The sequence below is a fragment of the Eubacterium sp. CAG:161 genome (assembly GCF_000432355.1).
GTDB lineage: Bacteria > Bacillota > Clostridia > Lachnospirales > Lachnospiraceae > Eubacterium_G > Eubacterium_G segne.
This window is the reverse complement of record NZ_HF991862.1, coordinates 86,300-111,675: the sequence shown is the minus strand read 5'-3', so window position 1 is coordinate 111,675 and position 25,376 is coordinate 86,300. Positions and strand designations below refer to the sequence as shown.

Genomic DNA, 25,376 nt, shown 5'->3' with positions numbered 1-25,376 from the left:
CTTTATGGAGGATTTTGAAAAGTTAGATGCAGACTTTTTCTGCCTTCAGGAAACTAAGTTGCAGAAAGGGCAGATTGACCTTCAGTTACCGGGATATTATCAGTATTGGAATTATGCAGTTAAAAAGGGATATTCAGGAACTGCAATATTTACAAAGCATGAACCGGTTTCTGTTTCTTATGGCATTAATATAGAAGAACATGATTTAGAAGGCAGGGTAATTACATTAGAATATCAGGATTTTTATCTGGTTACTGTTTATACTCCTAATTCTCAAAATGAGTTGGCAAGACTTGATTACAGAATGAAATGGGAAGATGATTTTAGAAAATATTTAAATAGTCTTGCAGAGAAAAAAGGGGTAATTGTCTGTGGAGACATGAATGTGGCACACAATGAAATTGATTTGAAAAATCCAAAGACAAACAGGAAAAATGCCGGATTTACTGATGAAGAAAGAAAAAAAATGACTGAGTTGTTAGACAGTGGATTTGTGGACAGCTTCAGATATTTTTATCCCGATTTGGAGTCGGTGTACAGCTGGTGGTCATACAGATTTAAGGCAAGGGAAAAGAACGCAGGATGGCGTATAGATTATTTCCTTGTGTCTGAGGATTTAAAGGAACGAATGAAGGATGCCAAAATTCATACGGAAATAATGGGGTCAGACCACTGTCCTGTGGAACTAGATTTTCAGTAGATACTATAGTTTAAAACATTTTATGAGGTGAGAATATAAAATGATATATGTAAAGGATTTGCTAAAACTTAAATCATTTAAAGAGTTCAAACTGGTAAGTGGAGAAAGCGGACTTAACCGAAGTGTGTCATGGCCTAATATAGCTCAAACTACCAGCATTAGTGAGTGGCTTGTTGGTGGGGATGTAATTCTTATGACTGGAGTTGGATTGGAAATTTCCGAAGAATTCCTCACTAATATTGTAGTAGAGTCTGCTCAGGGACAGGCGGCATGTATAATTATGCTGTTACATCCTAAGCATATAAAAAGCATTCCCGATTCAGTGATTAAGGTAGCATCAGACAGACATTTAGCACTATTTACAGCACCTTGGGAAACAAAACTTTTTGAGGTGATTGGAAGTATTTCCATGGTAGTGGCTAATGACAGGTTAGAAGAGAGAATGCACAATGAATTTCTTGAAAGGCTCCTTGCAGGGGAAATTAATATAGAAGATCCTTTATACGTAAAATATTTTGAAAAATATAATTTGTTAGACAGGAAAGTTGTAGTTACGATTAAGTACGATTTTAAGGGAAAAAGCTCTAAAAACGGAAAAGGTGTTTACTATAGTGAACGCATTATGACAGAAATGATGCAAAGCTTTATGGGATATTTTGAAGAAATAAATTATCTCAACAAGTATAACAGGCAAACGTTTATTATTTCAGTTTCTGATATGAATGAAAAGAAAATTGTAGATACAATTAAAACCATATATTACACTTTTAATAAACAATTTGCTGATATTCAAATGCAAATGGGAATTGGAAAAGTTACTCACAAGGTCAAAAATGGTGACTGTGCTTCAGGAGAAAATATGAAAGAGGTTTTGGAACATCAGTCACAGGAACTGATGAAAAGTTATCAACAGGCAAAAACAACTGTTAAAGCCATACAGAAAAAAGGTGTGTTCTACTATAAAGAGTTGGGGATATACCAGCTGCTGTTTTATATAGATGATAAGGAAAGAATAAATGAATTTGTAGAAAATTATATATTTCCCGTTATGGAATATGACAGAAGATATAATCAGAGCCTTTTAGATACCTTAAGGGAATATCTTGAAAACGGATTAAATGTGACACAGACAGCCCAGTCTTTGTATATTCACAGAAATACAATGATTAAGCGCATTGAAAAAATAGAGGAATTACTGGAATGTTCATTGAAAGATGCGGATACATGTAATCAGATATTTAATGCAGTAAAAATATATGATTTGTTTTTAAATAGTAATTAAAGGTGCAAATTGCACACTAAGAAAACACAAACAATGTGCATTTTGTATATTGATAATTAATCGCTAAAATAGTAATATTTGTTCTATCAGGAGACAACGGAGTCATTTGAAAATGATTGAGTTGTCTCTTTTTTTATTTCGAATAGTATTTAGGATAAGCATTGCCGGCAGCATCTTAATACTAAAGTGAAATGTTAACTGGAAAATATCAATGATACATATGAGGAGATGACAAATATGGAAAAAGAAAAATCACCTTTAACGGTAGGAATTGACGAAAAAATGTCAATTGGTGAACTACTATTATTTGCAATACAGCATCTTATGGGAATTACTTTTTTACTTGCAGTACCGGGAATTATCGGTTCTGCCTGTGGACTTAATTCCGCAGATATAGGATATATGGTACAGTCATGTTTCATTACGGCAGGTTTGGTAACCATACTTCAGTCCATTTTTATTTTAAAACTACCTGCAGTGCATGGTCCTACAGCAGTATTTATGTCAGCCATACTTACAACAGGAGCAGCTTATGGATTGGGAACTGCTTACGGTTCAATGCTTATAGCAGGTATAATTGTTGCAGTTTTATCTATTCCAATAGGTAAAATTGGTGTAATAGGAAAATTAACAAAGGTTCTTACATCACCCCTTGTTTTTGGAACATTAATGCTGATAATAGGTACACAGCTTGCAGAAATTGCAATTCCGGGATGTTTTGGAACAGAAGGAACGGATACATATCCCTGGGTTAATTTGGCAGCAGCGTTTATAACAATCGTTGTTGCAGCAGGATTTATGCTTTTTGGCAAAAAGGGACTAATGAAAAGAGGTGCACTTCTTTGGGCAATCATAGTAGGAACTATATTTTATGCAGTTGTAGCAGGCATAGATTTTAGTTCCGTGGCACAGGCAAAAATTGTTGGACTTCCAAAGATTATGCCATACGGCTTTAAGGTAAATGTTGGGGTAGTAATACTGATGCTTTTGGCTTACCTCCATTCAGTTTCAGAAGCACTTGGTATGTATAGCCTTATTGCAGGATGGGATGAACAGCAGGTTGACGAACATAGAGCCAATGGCGGCATATTCGGACTGGCTGTAGGAAATATTTTAGGAACAGTAGTCGGCGGATGTCCAACAACTACTTATCCGGAGAATGTCGGAATTATAAGAGCAACAGGAGTGGGAAGCCGTTTCGCAACTTTAGCAATGGGTATTATAGCTATAGTACTTGGCTTCTTCCCAAAACTGGGTATGCTTATTGCGGTAATTCCTTCACCGGTTTTAAATGGAGCAACAGTAATCTTATTTGGTATGATTGCATTTAGCGGAGTACAGCATTTGAAGGATGTGGCTTGGGATGATATGAATGTAATTACAGCATCTGTTCCTTATATTATAGCTATCGGATGTATGTTTTTACCTGAAAGCTTTACTTCAATGCTCCCGTCAGCAGTGCAGAGTATTGTTACACAGCCAATGTTAGTTGGTATTATATTGTTAATTGTTTTGAATTTATTAAACAATTCACTATTAAGACCATTTTTTGAAAAAACAGAACAGTAATTAGAATATAGATTAAAAAGGAGATTAGGATTATGCAGGCTTATTTTGATAATGTAAGAAAAGAAGTACCGGAAAATATACATGATATTTTTCTTGAAAAAGAAGGAACAGCAGTTATAACAATAGATATGCATGAAGGTCATTTATCAGAGGATCCGGATTGTCCGTGTCCGTCACCTAGGGGAAGACAGATAATTAAACCTCTTAATGAATTTATGGATAAATGTCGCAAACTTGATATACCAATTATTCATGTGAGATCAGTTTTAAGAAAAGGTGGTGTAGATGAAAAATTAAATCCGTCAGCATGGAGACTGGTATTTCCTATAACTGTAGGGGAGATACCAAATATTGCAGAACATGCCATTGAGGGAACAAAGTGGAATAAATTTTCTATTGATGTTCATGATGAGGATTTAATTGTAAGTACAAAGAAGAGACTTAGTGCATTTTATCCGACAGACCTTGAAATGCTGCTTAGGAACATGGGAATAAAAAGAATTGTTCTTACAGGTTGTATGACAGATTGTTGTGTATTAAACACAGCTTTTGATGGAGCAAACAGAGATTTCAGAATAGTTGTTCCAAGAGATTTAACAAGGGGCAGCGAGCATCTTGAAGAAGCAGCCTTAAGGATTATTTCTCTTCATTTAGGACTTGTTGTGGATTCAGAGGAACTTCTTGAAGATTGGACAAGTCAGACAAAATAAAAATTAGAATTTTATTAAAAGGCAAAGGGGTCGTGTAATGGTGCACTGACCCCTTTTATGCATACTTCTGATTTAAGAGTTAGGAGGCATATATGAAAAAAATTTGTGTTTTACTTTTTATATTTATGTTAATTTCAGTTATTTTTACAGGGTGTTCAGGAAGTCAGGTAACAGGAGTAAAAGAGGGAACAAAAATAGATAAAAAGGATTTGAAAATAGGATTTGTGCATTATTCAGACCCAAGTGATCAGGGCTATACATATAACCATAATAAAGCAACATGGAAAATGGCTGAGGAACTGGGAATTGATAAATCACAAATTATAAATAAATATAATGTGCCGGATACGGCACAAGCAGCAACAGCATTTAGGGAGTTAGCAGAAGATGGGTGTCAGATTATTTTTTCAACGTCCCATGGTCATGAGGATTATCTGTTAGAAGTAGCTTTTGAATATCCAAGTGTTGTTTTTTGCCATTTTAGTGGAGTAAAGGCAAAGTCAAGTGGATTAAAAAATGTGCATAATTATTTTGGTGATATTGCACAGGTTAGGTATTTATCAGGAGTGGTATCAGGTTTAACTACTAAAACAAACAAAATCGGTTATGTGTGTGCCATGGATTATACGGAAGTTAATAACGGATTAGATGCCTACTATTTAGGAGCTAAAAGCGTAAATGAAAAAATACAGGTAAATGCAACTTATCTTAATAAGTGGTATGATCCTGCATTAGAAGGACAGGCAACGAAGTCCCTTATAGATATGGGATGCGATGTTGTAAGCCATCATGCTGATTCTACGGCTGGTGCGGCTGTTTGTCAGGAAAATGGGGCATATTTTATTCCGTACAACAGTGATATGAGCAAGGTGGCACCTAAAGCAGTTCTTACGGGAGTAAGATGGGATACTTCAAAATATCTTATAATGGCTGTTCAAAATGTTCTTGACGGAACACCATCTAAAATACCGGTGGATTACACAGGAACCCTTAAAAACGGAATGATTTATCTTGATAAAATTAATTATTCACTTTTAGATAAAGCTACTGCTAAAAAAGTGAAAAAAGCAGTTGAAAGCTGCAAAAATGAATTTGAGACAAAAAAGAAGTATGTTTTTGAAGGACCGTTATATAACAGGGATGGAAAGGAACTTGTAAAAGCAGGAGAAGTATTTGTTGAACCAAAATCGTCACCGTCGTTTGGCGAAGTACTTCAGGGAATTAATATTAAAAAATAAATGTTATTTCCTACCGGAGAAATGGAGTGATATTATGGAAGTTATTTTAGAAACACAGGGATTATGTAAATCATTTGGAGAACAGAAGGTAAATAATGATATAAGCTTAAAACTTCATAAGGGAGAAATAATGGCAATATTAGGTGAAAACGGTTCAGGTAAAACTACCCTTATTAATATGATTAGTGGATTATATTACCCGGATAAGGGAAGGATACTTTATAAGGGAAAAGAGGTAAAAATAACATCTCCTAAAGATGCAGATTTATTGGAAATTGGAGTTGTGCACCAGCATTTTCAACTTGTTTCTAATATGAGTGCCACTGAAAATATAGAAATAGCATTGGAATCACATAGCTTTAAAGACAAAAATGAAATTAAAGACAGAATTTCAGATATTGCTAAAAAATACAAATTTAACATTAATCCCGATAAAAAAATATATGAAATGTCCGTTTCGGAAAAACAGACGATGGAGATAATAAAGGCAATAATAAAAGGTGCTGAAATTTTAATATTAGATGAACCAACGGCAGTTCTTACTCCCGGGGAAGCAGAGAGTCTCTTTAACATTTTAAAGGCAATGAAAGAGGATGGAAAGTCAATTATAATAATAACTCATAAACTAAATGAGGTTTTGGAAATTTCTGACCGCGTGTATATTATGAGAAAAGGAAGGCACGTTGATACATTGCTGACTAAAGAAACTGATGGCCATGAACTTGCCTGTAAAATGGTTGGACAGCAGATTAATCTGGAGATAGAAAGAACGGAATATAAACGTCATAATAAAATATTGGAAATAAAAAATTTATGTTGTCTTGGAAGAAATAAGAAAAAAGGTTTAAACAATATTTCCTTTGAACTTTTTTCAGGAGAAATTCTTGGAGTAGCAGGTATTTCAGGCAGTGGACAAAAGGAACTGTGCGAATGCATAAATGGAATAAGAAGTGTAAGCAGTGGTGCAATAAAGTATTATTCACATGGAAAGGAAATTGATTTGACAAATAAAAAGCCTGAATGGCGAAACTGCAATAATATTGATTTTGGATTTGTGCCGGAGGACAGGCTGGGAATGGGACTTAGTCCGTCATCAAATCTTGTGGATAACATGATGATTAAAAATTATAAAAATGAACCGGGAATTTTTTTACACAGAAAAAAATATGAAAAAATGGCTAAAAAAATTGTAGAAAAACTAAATGTGGCAACGGAAGATGTTAATACTCCCGTAAGAATGCTTTCAGGAGGAAATGTTCAAAAGGTTCTTTTGGGAAGAGAGATAGCAGAAGGAAGAGATGTACTTATTGTGTCATATCCGGTAAGAGGTTTGGACATAACATCAGCATACATGATTTATAATATTTTAAATAAGGAAAGAGAAAAAGGTACGGCTATAATTTTTGTAGGAGAGGATTTGGATGTACTTATGGGAATAGCTGATAGGATTATGGTTATGTCTGATTATGAGGTTACAGGAATAGTTAATCCTAAAAGCACAACAAAAGAGTATATTGGTTCGTTGATGATGGAGACAGAAAAGGTGGTGTAAGGAAATGAGTAATAGTTTATCTAAGGCACCTGCTGTTAGGATAGTTAAGCGTGGAAATGAAAAAAAGAAAAGTATACCTATTATATACTTTACAACATTCATTTTAGCTGCCATTGTCCTTAGTTTAATGTTGCTAATAATGAAATTTAATCCTGTTAAGGTTTTTGAAGTCATGATTCAGGGAGCATTTGGTAAGGAGTTTCTTGTAAGAGAGACTATTAAAAACACTATTCCCCTTGTAATTACATCTGTGGGACTGTCATTGGCGTTTAAAATGAAGTTTTGGAATATTGGAGGCGAGGGACAAATCTTAATAGGTGGAATTGCAGCAACATTTGTTTCATTCCTTGTTAATGACTCCATACCACAATGGATTCTGTTAATTCTAATGGCATTAGCAGCAATAGTGGCAGCAGGAATATATGGAGCCGTGCCGGCATTTTTTAAGGCAAAGTTTAATACCAATGAAACCATTCTTACCCTGATGCTTAATTATGTGGCAATGCAGATTATTATATTGCTGCAAAATACGGCAAGCTGGCAGGATTCCACTAACAGCTTTCCAAAAATAAGAATGTTGAGTTTTTATAGTAGACTACCGAGGATTTTTGGAATACATATTGGTTGGATAGTCGCAGTTGTGTTATTAGTTGTATATTATATTTATATGGAAAAAACAAAGCATGGCTATGAAATAAGAATTGTGGGAGATTCTGAAAATACAGCAAAATATGCAGGAATTAACAGAACAAAGGTAATTATAAGAACTATGTTTTTATCAGCAGCTTTGTGTGGAATGGCAGGATATTTCCAGGTGGCGGGAGCTGATGGAACTTTATCAGAATCAACTGCCGGTGGAATTGGATTTACGGCGATTATGGTGTCATGGATGGCAGAAATGAGGCCTGTGGGGATGCTGGTAATGTCTTTACTAATTGCGGTTTTAAACAGAGGAGCAGATAACTTGCAGACGGTATTTCTTATACCATCATCTTTTGCTGATATTATGATAGGAATTATTTTATTATTTATGCTTGTTGCGAAATTTATGACAAACTACAAAGTTGTATTTGAAAAAGGAGGCGTTGACAAATGATTATAAATTTTTTGGTTGCGGCATTTTTAGCCGGAGCACCTCTTATTCTTGCAACGGTTGGAGAAATAATCACGGAAAAATCAGGTAATATGAATTTAGGTGTGGAAGGAACTATGTACATTGGTGCAGTGTCAGCTTTAGCATGTGCTGTGGTAGCTGAAAAAATCGGTTTAGCCGGAATAGGGGCAGGGGTGTTTGCACTGTTAGGGGGTGCCATAAGCGGAATGTTAGCATCGGCATTATTTAGTTTTATGACGGTTACATTGAGAGTAAATCAAAATGTAGTAGGACTTATAATAACGATTATGGGAACGGGAATAGGAAATTTCTTTGGAGAGCTTATGGGACAAGGTAACGGAGGATACATTTCAGTATCAGGAAAGACAAAAGCTGTTTTTGCAGGAATAAACATTCCGGGGCTCTCAAAAATACCGGTAGTGGGCAAACTGTTGTTTTCTTACAATGGAATGGTGTATCTTTCCTTTATAGTTGCAATTGTAGCTTTTATTATAATTAGAAAAACAAAAGTAGGCTTAAAGTTAAATGCAGTAGGGGAAAATCCGGCGGCAGCTGATGCAGCAGGAATTTCAGTAGGTAAATACCGATATATCGCAACTATTATAGGTGGAGCATTATGTGGGGTGGCAGGTATGTACATGTGTATGGTTACCAACGCAGGAGTGTGGGTACACGGATGTATTAGCGGATATGGATGGCTTGCGGTGGCACTTGTTATTTTTTCATCATGGAATCCGTTAAAATCAGTATTTTGCAGTATTATTTTTGGAGCTTTGATGATAATGCGTTTGTACATAGAAATCCCGGGACTTAATCCTTTGATATATGATATGTGTCCGTACATTGTTACAGCTGTAGTTATAATAATTGCAAGCATAAGAAAAAATGGTAAAAATCATATTCCGGAAGGACTGGGATTAAATTATTACAGAGAAGAAAGATAAAATCATTTTTAATCCAACATTTACTGGAAACGATTTTATACTTTTGATATACTTAAGGGGTTAAAAAATTCTTTAAGGAGGAAGTAAATGGGGATTTTAAAAAAGTGGTCAAAAAGGATTTTGACAGGATTGTTAGCATTTGTGTTGGTTATCGGCTCAATGACCATCACGCCAAAGACAGCTAAGGCAGCAATTTACGCTGACCGGGGAGCTTACGGAGTCGGTGAAGGAAAGAAGATTCCGGATCATATCTTTGCACCTTTTGTGGATATTGTATCTTATGTTTCAGATAAGGATTATTCTTCGGCGGGAACTCTTAGTCTGGAGAAGATGTACAAGGATACGGGGATTTTATATTATAACTTAGGTTTTATAATGACTACTGCAACAGGTGGCATTACAGATGGGGTTATTGACTGGTCATGGGGTGGCTATTCCACATTAAGCGAAAAAGCAACTGATACATGGCAGATTGACGGCATTAAAGAATCTATTAAGTATATCCGTTCAAAAGGTGGCGATGTTATCGTATCTATCGGAGGATTGAACGAGGGAAACTTTTTCCAGAAAACTCAGGATGAAGACATACTGTATAATTCATATATGGATGTAATTCAGGGATATGGACTTACAAGACTTGACTTAGATATTGAAGGTGGTGCTCAGGGAAAGCAGATTAATATTGCTAATGCAAAGGCTCTTAAGAGAGTGCAGGAGACTACAGGGGTAGAGATCGTGCTTACGCTTCCGGTGTTACCTACGGGGCTGACGGATTTAGGACTTGGTACGTTAGAGGCATATGTGGAAAATGGTGTGGATATCAAAATGGTAAATATCATGGCAATGTGCTATGGTGATGCTACAATTTTACCTGGGGAAACATATGCTGGTGCATCGGTTCGTGCCATTGACAATACAGCAAATCAGATTTTAAGCACATATAGAAATAATGGAAAATCTATTAGTTCTTCAGAAGCTTATGGAAAAGTAGGCGTTACGGTTTCCATAGGAGAAGAAAGTGCAAGTTTTCCTATTTGGACTACCGAATATTCTAAAGTTGTAAATGATAAGGCAATAAAAGAGAATATTGGAATGACATCTTTTTGGTGCTTAAACCGTGACTGCCAGCAATATGGTGCCAATAAGGGAATTACGGGAATGTATGAGCATACTAAAGTTTTTAAGACTTTTATGGGTGATAATGCGTATACTATCCCACCGGCAGGTTCAGATGATGATTATGTATTAGACGGCGAGGTTATCAAGGAATGGAAAAAAGGTACTGCATATTACCAGGGGGATAAGGTTTTATATGATGGCAAAATATGGCAGGCTTCATGGTGGACACAGGGAGATACACCTGGAGTTGCTACAGACAATGGTTCAGAACCGTGGAAGTATTTGCAGGATGCCACGGGAAGTGAGAATCCTACAGAACAGCCTACGGAAAAAACGACGGAGCCTGAAATTACACAGCCGGAAAAGACAGATGTTAAGTTAGAAATCAACGGATACCAGATAAGCACAACTAAGGAAGGATATAGGGTAATTTATTCTTTTGAAGATTCTAACAGTGAAGTAGAAACCGTTGGCCTTATATATGGGTTATCTGTAAATGATTCGGACATGGTTATTGGAAGTTCAAATAGTGCTGTAGTAAATTATCAGGCAAGTGATGCCGGAAGAATGGAAAAAAATTACAGCAGTTATTCAAAGGGACAAAGTTATGCAATGACTATGACTTTTATAAAGAATGTTTCATTTTATAACAGCAATATAAGCGTTAGGGCATACGCAAAATTAAAAAATGGAAATTACGTATATGGTGACGTTAATAAAATTAAAATATACGATATAGCTGATTATTTATATCAAAATGCATTAATGAGCAATAATGCAGGTCACACATATTTGTACGACAATATATTAAAGGTTGTTAATGAAAATTACAAAAAAACAGACTTTAACTACAAAAATATTGTTGTTAAATAATATAGTTAAATAGCATAAAAGGAGGCTTTTGCTTTTGGGCATTATGCCTCTTTTTATTTTTTTCTTTAAAATTATTTGAAAATGTTAAATACTCTGATACAATTTTTTTATGAGATGAACGGATTAAATAAGGAAATAGAAATTTTTACGATGGAGGAAAGAATCATGCTTAGAAGATTTCTAATTACAATGACAACATTTTTGGTTGTTATTTCAGGGGCGTTATGTAGTGGAAAAAGCGTATCTGCTGGTGAACAAAGAGAGCAGGGAGACATTCGTACGATTTATGTTACTACCGATGGAACTACTATAACAAAGGATAAAAAGGTTCCGGCACAGATTACTGTAGTAGATAAAAAAGATGGAGATTTGTATGAAGATAATGTAATTTATGACACAATAGAGTCTGATGGAACAATTAAGGTAAGAGGAAATTCAACAGCAGTGGCTGATAAAAAGCCATTTAATATTTCATTCTCAAAGGCTAAAGATGTGTTTGGAATGGGCAAGGCAAAGAAATGGAGTCTATTGGCAAACGCATTTGACAAGTCTTTAATCAGAAATCGTCTCGCTATGGAATTTGCTACAAGTTTGGGACTTAAGTATACAAGTAAAAGCACATATGTTGATTTATACATAAATGATGTTTATTACGGAAATTATCTGCTAATTGAATCTGTGGGAGTGGGGGAAAGCAGAGTAAACATTAATACTGAGGATTCAAATGATGTTCTTCTTGAAAAGGAATATGACAGAACAGAAGAGGGACGGACTTATCTTAGAACCATAAGATATGGAATAAGGTTTAATGTAGGTGACCCGGAAGGGCTTTCGGAAGGTACGCAGCAGTATAAGCAGACCCTTACAGTGTTAAACAGATTTGAAACAGCATTGGAAAATGGTGATTTTGAGGAAATATCTAAGTTTGTGGATTTAAAGTCATTTGCTAATTTTTATATTGTAAATGAATTGTTTAAAAATGTTGATTTTAATTACAGCTCCACAAGGTTTTACATAAAAGACGGTGTATTGTATGCAGGACCTTTGTGGGATTTGGATTTGTCCAGTGGAAATGCCAATCCTAACAGTTACACAACTTATTTTGAGAATGGGGACAGTAGTAAGGGATTATGGTGTCAGCAGTTTACATGGTTTAAAAAACTTATGGAAATGCCGGAGTTTTATAATACGGTGTCTGAACGTTACAGTCAGATATCAGGACTTATTTCAAATATGATTTATGGAAATACCGGCAATTCAATTAACTGCATAACATCTACATATAAAAACTCTTTTGCAAGAAATTATCTTCCAAAGAAAAAAGGTGGTGCAGGATGGAGTGTAACCAACAAAGACAGCGCTGATGGCATTAGTTATGCAGGTACTGCTAAGTGGAAGGATTATAGCAGTGCAATTGAATATCTAAGACAGTGGTTAATAGACAGAGATAAATATTTAAAAACTCAGTTTGCAGGTGGTAGAGCTGTCACACCTAAAAAGAATATAACAGTAACTTACAATGAAAGTGCAGATGATATTGTTCTTGATGGAAAACCAAAAGGAAATCAGGCAATGATTGGGTCGTATTTATGGACAGATAAGGATTATCAGTGGTTGGGATTTGTTAATTTTAAGGGAATGGCAGATAGCTCTTATAAATATCTGATAATAAGATATACCGGTGATATTTCTACATTCAGGTTGGAATTTAGAGGTAAGTCAGGCAGTGATGAGATTAAGTCAAAGCCATACTGGTTTAAAAATGTATATTATGATAATAATTTTGTGTCAGCAGATGAAAAGGCATTATCTTTATATGATACAGATAAGTTGCTAATAATAGATTTGGAAAAATCAGGTTTAGACCTGGGCAAATATAATTTAGGTTTTCATATGCATATGGCAACATCAGAATGTAGGAATGGTGAACTTACCATAAGTGATGCACGCCTGGTAAAATCTGTAGATATAAAGGTGACAGGTGGAGAAGAAACTACAAAAGAACCTTCTACCACAAAGCCTGTATCTAAACCTACAGCTGTTTCCGGAACATCAACTAAAGTTACAAGACCAAAAGCTACATCAATTAAATCTATTAAAAAAGCTAAGAAATCATTGAAAATAAGCTGGAAGAAGATTAAGGGAGTAAAAGGATATCAGATACAGTATTCCACTTCTAAGAAGTTTAAAAAGGCAAAGACAGTTTTAATCACAAACTATAAAACAACTTCAAAGACCATAAAGAAGTTAAAAACAAAGAAAAAATATTATGTGAGAATAAGAACGTATTATTGTGTAAAAGGAAAGAGAGTTTATTCATATTGGTGTAAGGTAAAAACCGGAAAAACAAGAAAATAGGTTTGTACGACTAATTTATAAACGGATTTCAGAATATATTCTAAAAATACTCAAATAATAATACTTACCAACAAGTTATACATATGTAAAAAAATGGACATTTAAATTTTTAAAAATTAGTGATAATGTCGAAATATGGAGGTAAGTAATATGGGAACAATGACACACAAAATTGAAAGGGCAGCTTTTGAAAAGCCCATTGTTTATGGCATACAGAAATAATCAGCCTTTTAACGAAAATCATTTAAGACCATGTCCTATGTTGGAAAATCCTGAAATTCTTCAGAGAATGGTGAAGGAGACAAGAGCTAAGTCAACAGACCTGCAGTCACCGGAGACGGTAGAGCATTTGTGCGGAAAATGTAGTGAATATGCAAAAGAGTGGGCAGGAGTTGCCGACAAAATATGGAAAGAAACTGATTATAAAAAGCCTTCTTATGAGAATTATAAGAAATAAATTTGCCAATTTTCAAAAAAGTGCTATGATAGTATCTCGGAAGAAAACATAAAGGATGGTGTTAGAAAATGAGCTTCCGAAGTAAAGAAATGTACATTCATAGCCTTATGTGCATAATTGGTGGATTTTTTGGGGCATATGCCATAGTTAATGGATTTGAAAATATGGGATCAGCCCAGACTACGAATATGATAGATATTGTGTGTACTCTTTTAGGAAAAAATTATTTTGATTTTTTCTTAAGAATTTTAGCTTTTGTGCTTTACATTACGGCAATCGCAATTTGTGTTTGCTTAGGGAAAAGGACTAATGTTAATGCAAGGAAATACGCAATTACCGTGGAAATTATAATTATGATTGCATTGTTTTTCATGCCAAAAAGTATCAATCCTCTGGTGGGACTTCTTCCTATATTTTTTATGATGTCAACCCAGTGGAGTGTTTTTCACGGCATTGGAAAATATAATAGTGCAACAATTTTTTCAACTAATAACTTGAAACAGTGTGTAATCGGTTTTACTGAATATCTTTTAGACAAAAATCCGGAGCAGTTAGAAAAAGGCAAATTTTATGGCAATTCTCTTATATGGTTTCATGTGGGAGTTGCTATATCGTACTTTACATGTAAGGAGTTCGGATATATGGCAAGCCTTTTCGCAGTTCCTTTTTCAGTGGCAGCCTTTACTTTAGAGGTACTTCCGGAAAATATAAAAGACGAAGTAGAGGAAAAAATTGAAAAGGACATTACAGTATTGGGGGAAGTGAAGGCATAGAATATTATCTCTAACAAAGATGAAAAACAATATAGGTGAATAAAGACAATGGATGATTTTGGTAGATTAGTCATGAACTATATGGTAAACTTACAGTAAGTTTATTTACAGGAGGACTAATATGTACGAAAAATTATCTAAAAGAGCTTTAAAAAACATGTATATGGCAGCAGGTTTTGCTACGGTGGTATATCTTATTATTGCACTTGTAGTGGAACTTGCTATTTTTATACCTAATAATCTTACAATTGGAACAGTTATACTTGTTATAGTGACAATTTTGATGGTAATAAATTGTATAGTAAGTCCTGTTTTCAGATTTCACAGATACAGGTATAAAATTGACGATGAGTGTATAGATATTGTTGAGGGATACATATTTGTGGAAAGAAATATTGTTCCTATTGAACGTCTTCACAAGTTGCAGATTCAAAGAGGTCCTTTCGATAAAATCTGCAAGGTGGCAAAAGTTGTGGTAACAACTGCCGGAGGAGATGTGGTTATCAGGTTTTTAGATGAAGAAAAGGCGGAAAAGATAGCTGAAAATCTTAAAAGTAGGATAAACACAATAGCAGTTCGCCAGAGAGAAGCTGATGTACAGAAAGATGGTGACGTTTTAGACCATGAAACTCAAGGCAGTAACGTAAATAAACTGGATGATAAGTAGGTGGGACTATGGAAAATAAGAGATTTAGAAATCATTGGACCAGTGTTGTGGAACAATTTGGGGCAGCATTAATAGCACTGGTGGTTATTATTATGGGAAGTCCCGATGATATTATTGATATGATAGTGGATATATCCCGTGGAGGATTTTCAGTAGAAACCGTTTATGTTGTCTTTATTTTGCTGATTTTTATTGTGATTATAGCAATATTTGTGGCATGGCGTTTCAGGGTATGGTATAAAACATGGATTGTAATTGATAATGATACATTGTCAGTGGAGAGAAATACAATTATTTCACTAAAGAATACTATTGGGTTTAAAAATATATCCAATGTTAATATGGAACAAAATCTGTTTGAAATGTTAATAGGAACCTGCAAGGTTAAATTTGATACAGATAGCTTATCCACAGCTAACACCACGGATGTTAAAATAATTCTAAAGAAAAAAGAGGCTGAGGAATTAAGAAATTACATTATCAAACATATAAACCGGATAAAGGGTGATGGGGATGATGTGGTAGAGCAGGAAATTTTAAATAGCGAAGATTATGATGTAGTTGCTGGTAAAAGAAATATTATTATGAATGGATTATATTCAATAAGTATTTTAGGAATAATTATTTTCATAGCAAGTATTGGAAGTATAGTTAGTATTATTCCGAAATTTGTTGCAGCAGGCTTTGATGGAGATGGTTTTAGAGTACTTGTTGTAGCGATTACAGTGGCATTTTCTCTGGCGTTAGGCACCGGAGCCGGTTTTGTTAAAAATTTCCTTAAGCTGTATGACTTTAAGCTTAAAAGAAAGAATAACAAGATATATATAAAACACGGATTGTTTAAAAAGGTTAATTTTGCCATTCCTGTCAACAGAATAAATGCTATTATTGTGCATCAGACTTTTATTGCCAGATTGTTTAAGAAATATGCAGTGGAAATTGTAAATGTAGGCATGGGAGATGAAAAGCAGGAGCAGACATACTTTACTTTTTATGATACCTGGGAAAACACAGAAAAAATCATGAAAAGGCTTTTGCCGGAATTTTCCGAAAGCTTTTCCTGTGAAACAGAAAGACAACCAAAGTCAGTGTGGGTTATAAAGATGCTAAAGATTATTGTAAAATATATAATCTGTATAGTGGCATTTTGTGTATGTAATATTGTTTTAGGTATTCCGTTGATAATAGAAATTGGGGTATTGGCAGCAATTATGTTGTGGATTATTGTATGTAACATATTGTCATACAAAACAGAGGGAAGTTATATTGGCAATAGCCAGATAAAAGTAAAATCAGGAATTTTTGGCACAACTACAACTATAATAAAATTTGAAAAAATACAAATTGTTACTTTTAACCGGAATATTCTGGAAAATAAACTGGGGATAACCAAAGGCTTTATAAGAATACTGGCAGCAATTTCTAATGCAGGACATAAAATTCCATATATGAGTGCTGAAAAGACAGAAATAATTAAAGATAAATTGTGTATTTCTTCCTTTAAAGATTAATGGAGTACACTGTAAGTAATATAAGGCTGTTCTGTTAATGTTGAATTAAACATTGAAGGGATGGTCTTATTTAAAATACTTGAAAAATTCTCACAAAAGAAGTATTATTTGGTTAGGCGTAACAAACCTAAAAGCAGAAGGAAACATAATGAATCAACTTCATGGCTAAGGATGTTTCCGACGAAATGCCGCTGACCAAAGGGAAGGGGCAATACATATTATAGGAGGAAACTAAATGAACGAAGTTCATTTTAAGGGATGTTTCCGACGAAATGCCGCTGACCGAAGGGAGGGGGCAATACATATTATAGGAGGGTTTTATAATGGATATTTTAAAGAAGGTAGCTGTATTTGCAGCAGGAACATTATTTGGAACAGCAGGTATTAAAGTTCTCTCAAGCAGAGATGCAAAGAAAGTGTATGCCAATTGCACCGCAGCAGTTCTTAGAGCTAAGGATTGTGTAATGGACACAGTTACAACTGTTCAGGAAAATGCCGGCGACATTTATGCAGAAGCACAGCAGATTAACGAGGACAGAAAAGCAGAAGAATGCTTTGAAGATGAAAGCGTTGAAGACGAAAGTGGCGAAGAATAATGAAATTTGTTATTAAACATGAGATAAGGGGGAGACTCCGGGTACATTTTGTCTATAAGAATATGACGTTCAGACAGGCAGATATTTTACAGTATTATCTTATGGGAAGGGAAAATATAATCTCTTCACAGATTTTTAATAGAACAAATGATGCGGTCATTTGTTATTCAGGTGACAGACAGGCTGTTTTGGATATGCTTAAGAGGTTTTCTTATGAAAAGGTAGATGTACCGGAACAGTATTTAGAAAATTCAGGTCGCCAGCTTAACGAGTATTATAAGGAAAAACTTATTAATAAAATTTTTATGCGTTATGCATGCCGTGTGGTTTTGCCTATGCCGGTTAAAATCGCTTTAACTTCTTATAGTGCCTTTAAGTATGTTCTTATAGGAATTAAGACATTGGCAAAGGGAAAATTGGAGGTTCCGGTTTTAGATGCCACGGCCATTAGCGTTTCCATGATTAGGGGCGATATTAATACTGCAGGTTCAATTATGTTTCTGTTAGGAGTAGGCGAACTCTTAGAAGAGTGGACACATAAGAAGTCTGTAGGTGATTTAGCACGTAGTATGTCACTTAATATCAACAAAGTATGGCTGAAAAAGGACGGTACAGAGGTTATGGTGCCGGCTAAAGATATTAAAAAGGGAGACATAGTTGTTGCAAGAATGGGCGAAGTAGTTCCATTTGATGGCGAAGTGGCAGATGGCGAAGCCATGATTAATCAGGCATCTATGACCGGTGAAGCTGTTCCGGTTCGTAAAATAAAAGGAAATTATGTTTATGCAGGAACGGTGGTTGAAGAAGGAGAAATAGGTGTTATTGTAAAGGAAACCAGTGGCTCAGGTAAATTTGACAAAATTGTAGATATGATAGAGGAGTCAGAGAAGCTTAAGTCATCAATGGAAGGAAAGGCAGAGCATTTGGCAGATAAGTTAGTTCCATATTCTTTGGGAGGAACGATTTTGACTTATCTTCTTACAAGAAATGCAACAAAAGCCATTTCCATTCTTATGGTCGATTATTCATGTGCTCTTAAGCTTGCCATGCCAATATCTGTTTTAGCAGCGATAAGACAGTCAAATGACTATAAAATAACCGTTAAAGGTGGAAAGTTTATGGAAAAGATGTCTGTGGCGAATACTATTGTGTTTGACAAAACAGGCACTTTAACAAAGGCGGAACCTACAGTTGTGGATGTAGTGGCATTTGAAGACAGGTCAAAGGATGATTTGTTAAGAATCGCAGCATGCTTAGAGGAACATTTTCCACATTCCATGGCCAATGCTGTTGTTAATGCGGCAAAAAGCAGAAATCTTACGCATGATGAATTTCACAGTAAGGTGGAATATATTGTAGCTCACGGAATAGCTACTACAATTAATGGAAAGCGTGCAATTATTGGCAGTTATCATTTTGTAATGGAAGATGAAAATTGCGTTATTCCTGATGGAAAGGAAGAATTGTTCAAAAATCTTCCACCGGAGTATTCTCATTTATATCTTGCCATTGAAAACAAACTATCTGCAGTTATTCTTATTGAAGACCCGTTAAGGGAGGAGTCTGTTGAGACCATAAGGGAATTAAAGAAAAATGGTATCAGCAAGGTGGTTATGATGACCGGAGACAGTGACAGAACTGCGAAAGCAATAGCTGCGAAGGTAGGTGTTGATGAGTATTATTCAGAAGTTTTGCCGGAGGATAAGGCAAAGTTTATTGAAAGTGAAACCAAAAAGGGCAGATGTGTCATAATGATTGGGGATGGCATAAATGATTCACCGGCTTTATCAAAAGCAGATGTGGGTATTGCCATAAGCAACGGCGCACAGTTAGCAAGAGATATAGCTGATATAACTATAGATGGTGAAGATTTAAGCCAGATAGTTACTCTTATAAAAATAAGCAAAGGTCTTATGAAGAAGATACATAGGAATTATCGTTCAATTGTTGGTATAAATACTGCACTGATAATTCTTGGGGCCTGCGGTCTGATACAACCGGCAACGTCGGCATTGCTGCATAATTCATCAACTCTGGCAATAGGCTTAAGCAGCATGAAGGATATAGAAATATAAAAGTGGATGTGTATATAGATTAAACATTATAGAATATCTGTGGATGTGTATGAGAGTTGATATCTATAGGACATTTTAGAAAAAAGGCACCATGTTAATGAAAGTTAGTCATTAACGTGGTGCTTTTTTGTGGACAATGGTTGAGATAGTAGTTACCTGCTGTGATTGGAAAGCCAACATAGGTGTGGCATAAAATTTGTTAGTGGATAATGTGTTTAAGGACAGTTGGAAGTGGCGAGTTGAACTGGTCAATGGTACCCACCCCGGAAAAACAAATAAACTCACTATTATGAGAAAAACATGCACCATCTCCCTTCATTAACTTCTAACTTAAAAAATTAAAAATGTCAAATTTCCTATTGACTTTTATCAAAATGTTAGTATATTATAACTATGGTTAGAAATAACTAACCTCTTTTGAATAGACATTTGGACTCCGAACGGGAAATGGAAGGGGTAGCTGCCTTCCATTCGGACTCCTTACTTAATTATTTCAAGACTAAAATTTATTTTTTATAGAAATATGGAGGAACATACAATGAATTATTTACAGATTGAAAAAGTCGTAGGACGTGAAATCATGGATTCAAGAGGAAATCCTACAGTAGAAGCAGAAGTTTATTTGGCAGACGGAACAGTAGGAAGAGGAACTGCACCTAGTGGAGCATCAACAGGTGAGTTTGAAGCCCTTGAGTTAAGAGATGGTGATAAAAGCAGATATCAGGGAAAGGGTGTTTTAAAAGCAGTAGAAAATATTAACACAACTATTAATGATGTGTTAAAGGGAATGGATGCATCAGATATATACGCAGTTGACAAGGCTATGATTGAAGCAGACGGAACTAAAGATAAATCAAATCTTGGAGCAAATGCCATTTTGGCAGTTTCAATTGCCAGTGCCAGAGCAGCTGCAATATCATTAGACATTCCTTTGTATAGATTTTTAGGAGGAATATCAGGAAACAGACTTCCGGTTCCAATGATGAACATTTTAAACGGTGGAGCTCATGCGGCAAACACTGTAGACGTTCAGGAATTTATGATAATGCCGGTAGGGGCAGAAACATTTAAAGAAGCTCTTAGATGGTGTGCAGAGGTATTTCATCAGTTAAGCACATTATTAAAAGAAAAAGGATTTGCTACATCGGTGGGTGACGAAGGCGGATTTGCACCGGACTTAAAGAGTGACGAAGAAGCTATTGAATATATTTTAAAGGCAATTGAAAAAGCAGGCTACCAGCCGGGAAAAGATTTTATGTTGGCAATGGATGCTGCTTCTAGCGAATGGAAAGGGGAAAAGAAAGGCGAGTATATTTTACCAAAAGCAGGCACAAAATATACATCAAATGAACTTATTGAGCATTGGAAAAAGTTAGTTGACAAATATCCAATCATCTCAATTGAAGATGCGTTAGATGAAGAAGATTGGAAAGGATGGCAGGTTCTTACAAAAGAATTAGGAGACAAGGTTCAGTTAGTAGGAGATGACTTGTTTGTAACTAACACTGAAAGATTAGGAAAAGGTATAGAATTAGGATGTGGAAATTCAATCCTTATTAAATTAAATCAGATTGGCTCAGTATCAGAAACTTTAGAGGCAATTAAAATGGCACACAAGGCAGGATACACCGCAATATCATCTCATCGTTCCGGTGAAACTGAAGATACAACTATAGCTGATTTGGCAGTGGCTCTTAATACATGCCAGATTAAAACAGGAGCACCAAGCAGAACTGAACGTGTGGCAAAATACAATCAGTTATTAAGAATTGAAGAAGAATTAAAAGATGCGGCAGTTTATCCGGGTATGGCAGCTTTTAACGTGAAAAGGTAAAAAACATGCTTGAAAAATATCTTATTGAATGGTGTTCTTCCACTCTGGCATCTCTAAAAACCGCCAGTTTATTCAACTGGTTTTATACATGGGATGGATTAACAAGGGAAGACGTTTACAAAAATGTAAAAGACATGAACACGATATTTGAAGAAAAAGGAATAAGCATAGAAATATTGCGGGAAAATGAAAAATCAGCATTAATATATGTATATAGGACTAATAGACTGCAAGAGGATTTGAAGCAGGAGAAGACATGGGAGCTGCTAAAAAAATGTGGGTATACATGTTGTGATGTAAAGTATTCCATTGCACATTTGAAAGAGAGGCTTAGAAATTTAAATGACTTTCCCCATGAAATCGGATTGTTTTTGGATTATCCGGTGGAAGATGTTATTGGATTTATTGAAAATAAAGGGGATAATTTCAAGTGTTGTGGTTATTGGAAGGTTTATGGCGACGAATCGGCAGCAGTGAAACAATTTGCCAGATATGATAAGTGCAGATTGATTTATACAAAACTATGGAATGCCGGAAGAAGCATTTTGAAGCTTACAGTGGCAGCGTAAAATGGATAATTCCTTACTATAGCTAAGGAGTATTAACCATAAATATATTGTGGCAGAAAGGAATAAGATTAATGAGTAAAGTGGCAGTAGTTTTTTGGAGTGGAACAGGAAATACAGGAGTTATGGCAACTAATGTTGCAGAAGGAGCAAAGGAAGCAGGAGCACAGGCAGATGTAATATTTGTATCTGATTTTAGTGCTGATAAGATGGATGAATATGATGCCATAGCTTTCGGATGTCCTTCAATGGGAGCTGAACAGTTAGAAGAAGGTGAATTTGAACCTGTATTTGCACAGTGCGAGGCGAAGTTAAATGGCAAAAAAATAGCACTTTTTGGCTCTTATGGATGGGGCGATGGTGAGTGGATGAGAAACTGGGATGAGACATGCAGAAATGATGGTGCTGTTATGGCATGTGATTTTGTTATATGCAATGAAGCACCGGATGATGAAGCAATTGATGCGTGCAAGGCTTTGGGCAAAGCGTTAGCATAGATTTTCTCCAATTTAATTCGCCGGGAAACCGGCAACTCAAATACTTAATAATATGCCGGAATGTGTAGACAGCATTCCGGTGTATTTTTTTTTATTGCAACAAAATCTATATTTCCGTACACTACATATATGAAAAGATTAATTAATCATAATAAAAGGGAAAAGGTACCAATATGAAATATGATAAACAGGACGTAGTCCTTGCAATGGGAAATGACAAAAAAGCTTTTGAAAGGTTATATTGCTCCATCAACAATGATTTGTATAAGATGGGCATTTACATAATGGGAGATGTTTTGTTAGCACAGGAGGTGGTAAGTGACACTGTGCTAGATGCCCTGACAGGTATAACAAAATTAAAAAATCCTGATAGCTTTGAGCCGTGGATATTAAAAATATTAACAACTAAATGTAACAGGAAGATAAAGGACAAGTATAATAAGTTTTCAGTTTTTAATCCAAAGTCAAAAACCATGGAAGATGTGGAGTTAAGGGAAAGCACAAAATATGAAGATAGGGAAGAAGCAACAGATATACAGATAGCGCTATCAAAATTAAATAAAACAGACAGAATCATTGTTTCACTATGTGTGGTGGAGGGATACAAAAGCCACGAAGTGGGAAAGATTTTGTCCATGAACCCGTCAACAGTAAGAACAAGGCTGAACAGAGGTCTTGAAAAAATGAGAGAATATTTGGAGGTGCAGTAATGAGCAGAAATTTTGAAGATTTTGACGAAAAAAATATTGAGATAGCCAAAATGTTAATAAATGACAGCGAAAAGATAACAATTGATGAAAAAACTAATGAAAAGATAATAAAAAGTATTAGAAACGGAAGAAAAAAGAAATTTACCGGAATTTATAAAATGGCAACAGCAGTGGCGGCATGTATTGTCCTTGTGGCAGGAATGACAATATGGAATCATGTTAATACCAAAGAAGTATATAAAAGCAGCGGTGAAAAAATGTACGCCGATAATTACGCTACCCCATCTAAGATTAATAAAAATGTTCAGGGAGGAAAATTCGCAGATTCCTATGATGAGATTAAGTCAAGGCTTAAGGAAGAAGTACCTGGATATAAAGACAATGAACGGGGCGTTAAAAAGTCTACAGATGCTGCAACAGATGGTGTAAGCAGAAGCACAGGTACAGGAAAAAACAATTATTCAAAAACTAATGAGCAGACTGAAGGTGTCCATGAGGGGGATAGTGTAAAAACTGACGGAAAGTACATTTATACCCTAACGGAAAAATGTAAAAAAAATGGAGAGTTTGCCTATAATAAGGTTGTGATTACTGAGGCAACTAACGGAAATATGAAAAATATATCCACAATAATGTTTGATGAGAAAACAGTGGGAAAACAGACCAGTGTAAGGGAAATATATGTGGAAAATAACCGTTTAGTAGCCATTGCTTCAACTATCAACAGGATAGCAACATGTGGAGTTGTAGACGATGTAATAGCACGAAATAAAAAAAGTAAAACATATATCCTGATTTATGATATATCCGACATTAAAAATCCGAAGCTTATAAGTAAAAACAATCAGGATGGAAGTGTAGCTGAAACAAGGATTGTCAATGGATATCTGTATACAATATCTTCATGGGATGCCGATAAGGATGACTGCATACCTTATGTCAACGAAAAAAAGGTGGAATGTAAGGATATTTTTATACCGGATGTTTCAGAGGACAATTCCTATTCAATAATTACTTCAATTAACATTGATACAGCTAAGAAAATAGAAAATAGTGTATCTGTTTTAGGTAGCAGCAGTGATGTTTATGTTAGTGGAAATAATATTTATCTTATAAGCCAGGTGTTTGATGAAGAGGATGTTTCAGATGATGAAAACTATAAAGCAAAAATTGATAAATACGTAAAAAATAAGAAAATAGACTTAAATAAAAAGACAAAAATAAAATATCACTACGCATTAGATAAAATAAAGGCGGATACTAAGAAACGTCAGGTAAAAGCCATAAAAAGAAGTGATAAATCGGAAATAATAAAATATTCATATAAGGATGGAAAAATAACCTTTATAGCAGGAACCGGTATTAATGGAAGAATCGATGACAGGTTTTCTTTAGATGAAAAGGATGGATACTTAAGATTAGTTGCCCATGTTAGTGAAGGAGTCACTTTGGAGGATTCATATGTATATTACAAAGATGGGAAGCAGGTGGATGATGAGTGTATAGATGACAAGGTTATAACATCAACTGAAAATAATTCAGTTTATACCTTTGACAGTGCCATGAAGAAAAAGGGTGAAATTTTAGGTCTGGCAAAGAATGAGGATATATATGCTGCAAGATATTTAGGCAATTATGGTTATTTTGTAACCTATGAACAGACAGATCCTCTGTTTACAGTTGATTTTACCGATATGGCAAATCCAAAGATAACAGGAGCTCTTAAAATTCCGGGATATTCTGATTATCTCCAGATGTTTGACGAAAATAATATGCTGGGAATTGGAGTTAACGATGAAAATGAACCATCTAAGCTTAAAATTGACATGTATGGAATTTCTGGAAAGAAGGCAGAGAGAAAGGCTTCTTACACGGTGGAAAAAGAGTCTTACAGCGATGCACTTTACGATTCTAAAGCATTGTTAGCAGATAGTGAAAAAAATATTATAGGGATTCCTGTTTATGAGGACAACTACAGTGATGAGTACTATTCAGAAGACGTGTATTACTATTTGTTTAAGTATGAAAATAACAGGTTCAAACAACTTTTAAGATTAAAGTTAGGAGAGCAGGAGTATAGCGATGTCAGGGGATTTTATATAGATAATTATTTGTATGTTACAGATTGCAGCAAAGCAATATGGGCTGTTAATATGGCAGACTATAGTGTAAAAGGAAAAATCAGTATAAAATAATTAAATCTGCTAATAATGGTAATAAAATATTGTGGG

20 protein-coding genes and 1 pseudogene are annotated in these 25,376 nt (G+C 35.1%); all 21 read left to right on the top strand.

Annotated elements, in window-relative coordinates; all coding sequences use genetic code 11:
• On the top strand, positions 1-700 hold a 700-nt coding region (gene xth / locus Q5O30_RS05775; protein ID WP_302674607.1), incomplete at its 5' end, for an exodeoxyribonuclease III.
• 40 nt (positions 701-740) lie between these two features.
• A complete protein-coding gene (locus Q5O30_RS05770) occupies positions 741-1,982 on the top strand; it encodes a PucR family transcriptional regulator (RefSeq protein ID WP_021952804.1) in 1,242 nt (413 codons plus the stop codon).
• A gap of 237 nt (positions 1,983-2,219) precedes the next feature.
• Positions 2,220-3,551 (top strand): uracil-xanthine permease family protein, encoded by a 1,332-nt coding sequence (locus Q5O30_RS05765; protein ID WP_021952803.1) that lies wholly within the window; start codon positions 2,220-2,222, stop codon positions 3,549-3,551.
• Positions 3,552-3,583: 32 nt separating this feature from the next.
• Positions 3,584-4,261, top strand: a complete 678-nt coding sequence (locus tag Q5O30_RS05760; RefSeq protein ID WP_021952802.1) for a cysteine hydrolase family protein — start codon at positions 3,584-3,586, stop codon at positions 4,259-4,261.
• Between the two features lie 92 nt (positions 4,262-4,353).
• Entirely contained in the window at positions 4,354-5,499 is a 1,146-nt protein-coding gene (locus tag Q5O30_RS05755) for a BMP family ABC transporter substrate-binding protein (protein ID WP_021952801.1), read from the top strand.
• 34 nt (positions 5,500-5,533) lie between these two features.
• Complete coding sequence (locus Q5O30_RS05750) at positions 5,534-7,051, top strand: ABC transporter ATP-binding protein (RefSeq protein ID WP_021952800.1); 1,518 nt, start codon at positions 5,534-5,536, stop codon at positions 7,049-7,051.
• Between the two features lie 4 nt (positions 7,052-7,055).
• The gene (locus tag Q5O30_RS05745; protein WP_021952799.1) at positions 7,056-8,147 is read left to right on the top strand and encodes an ABC transporter permease; all 1,092 of its coding nucleotides are present in this window, start codon (positions 7,056-7,058) and stop codon (positions 8,145-8,147) included.
• Positions 8,144-9,109 carry an ABC transporter permease gene (locus tag Q5O30_RS05740; RefSeq protein ID WP_021952798.1) on the top strand — a complete coding sequence of 322 codons (966 nt, stop codon included), beginning with the start codon at positions 8,144-8,146 and terminating at the stop codon, positions 9,107-9,109. Before Q5O30_RS05745 ends, Q5O30_RS05740 begins: the two co-directional genes overlap by 4 nt.
• An 87-nt stretch (positions 9,110-9,196) precedes the next feature.
• Complete coding sequence (locus Q5O30_RS05735; RefSeq protein ID WP_021952797.1) at positions 9,197-11,101, top strand: carbohydrate-binding protein; 1,905 nt, start codon at positions 9,197-9,199, stop codon at positions 11,099-11,101.
• Between the two features lie 165 nt (positions 11,102-11,266).
• The gene (locus tag Q5O30_RS05730; protein WP_021952796.1) at positions 11,267-13,459 is read left to right on the top strand and encodes a CotH kinase family protein; all 2,193 of its coding nucleotides are present in this window, start codon (positions 11,267-11,269) and stop codon (positions 13,457-13,459) included.
• A 181-nt stretch (positions 13,460-13,640) separates the two neighbouring features.
• Positions 13,641-13,916: pseudogene (locus Q5O30_RS05725) on the top strand (pyrroloquinoline quinone biosynthesis protein PqqE); the annotation flags it as partial.
• 68 nt (positions 13,917-13,984) lie between these two features.
• The gene (locus tag Q5O30_RS05720) at positions 13,985-14,689 is read left to right on the top strand and encodes a YoaK family protein (protein ID WP_021952794.1); all 705 of its coding nucleotides are present in this window, start codon (positions 13,985-13,987) and stop codon (positions 14,687-14,689) included.
• A gap of 121 nt (positions 14,690-14,810) precedes the next feature.
• A complete protein-coding gene (locus tag Q5O30_RS05715; protein WP_021952793.1) occupies positions 14,811-15,356 on the top strand; it encodes a PH domain-containing protein in 546 nt (181 codons plus the stop codon).
• Between the two features lie 8 nt (positions 15,357-15,364).
• Positions 15,365-16,867 carry a PH domain-containing protein gene (locus tag Q5O30_RS05710; RefSeq protein WP_021952792.1) on the top strand — a complete coding sequence of 501 codons (1,503 nt, stop codon included), beginning with the start codon at positions 15,365-15,367 and terminating at the stop codon, positions 16,865-16,867.
• Positions 16,868-17,190: 323 nt separating this feature from the next.
• Positions 17,191-17,463 carry a DUF6110 family protein gene (locus Q5O30_RS05705; RefSeq protein WP_021952791.1) on the top strand — a complete coding sequence of 91 codons (273 nt, stop codon included), beginning with the start codon at positions 17,191-17,193 and terminating at the stop codon, positions 17,461-17,463.
• A complete protein-coding gene (locus tag Q5O30_RS05700; protein ID WP_021952790.1) occupies positions 17,463-19,538 on the top strand; it encodes a heavy metal translocating P-type ATPase in 2,076 nt (691 codons plus the stop codon). The genes Q5O30_RS05705 and Q5O30_RS05700 overlap by 1 nt, the downstream gene beginning before the upstream one ends.
• Positions 19,539-20,076: 538 nt before the next feature.
• Positions 20,077-21,372: a phosphopyruvate hydratase gene (gene eno, locus Q5O30_RS05695; protein WP_021952789.1), complete on the top strand. Its 1,296-nt coding sequence runs from the start codon at positions 20,077-20,079 to the stop codon at positions 21,370-21,372.
• Between the two features lie 5 nt (positions 21,373-21,377).
• Positions 21,378-21,941, top strand: coding sequence for a DUF3793 family protein (locus Q5O30_RS05690; RefSeq protein ID WP_021952788.1), 564 nt, complete (start codon positions 21,378-21,380; stop codon positions 21,939-21,941).
• 71 nt (positions 21,942-22,012) lie between these two features.
• Complete coding sequence (locus Q5O30_RS05685) at positions 22,013-22,435, top strand: flavodoxin (protein ID WP_021952787.1); 423 nt, start codon at positions 22,013-22,015, stop codon at positions 22,433-22,435.
• Between the two features lie 173 nt (positions 22,436-22,608).
• Entirely contained in the window at positions 22,609-23,145 is a 537-nt protein-coding gene (locus tag Q5O30_RS05680) for an RNA polymerase sigma factor (protein WP_021952786.1), read from the top strand.
• Positions 23,145-25,340, top strand: a complete 2,196-nt coding sequence (locus tag Q5O30_RS05675) for a beta-propeller domain-containing protein (RefSeq protein WP_021952785.1) — start codon at positions 23,145-23,147, stop codon at positions 25,338-25,340. Before Q5O30_RS05680 ends, Q5O30_RS05675 begins: the two co-directional genes overlap by 1 nt.
• Positions 25,341-25,376: the final 36 nt, after the last annotated feature.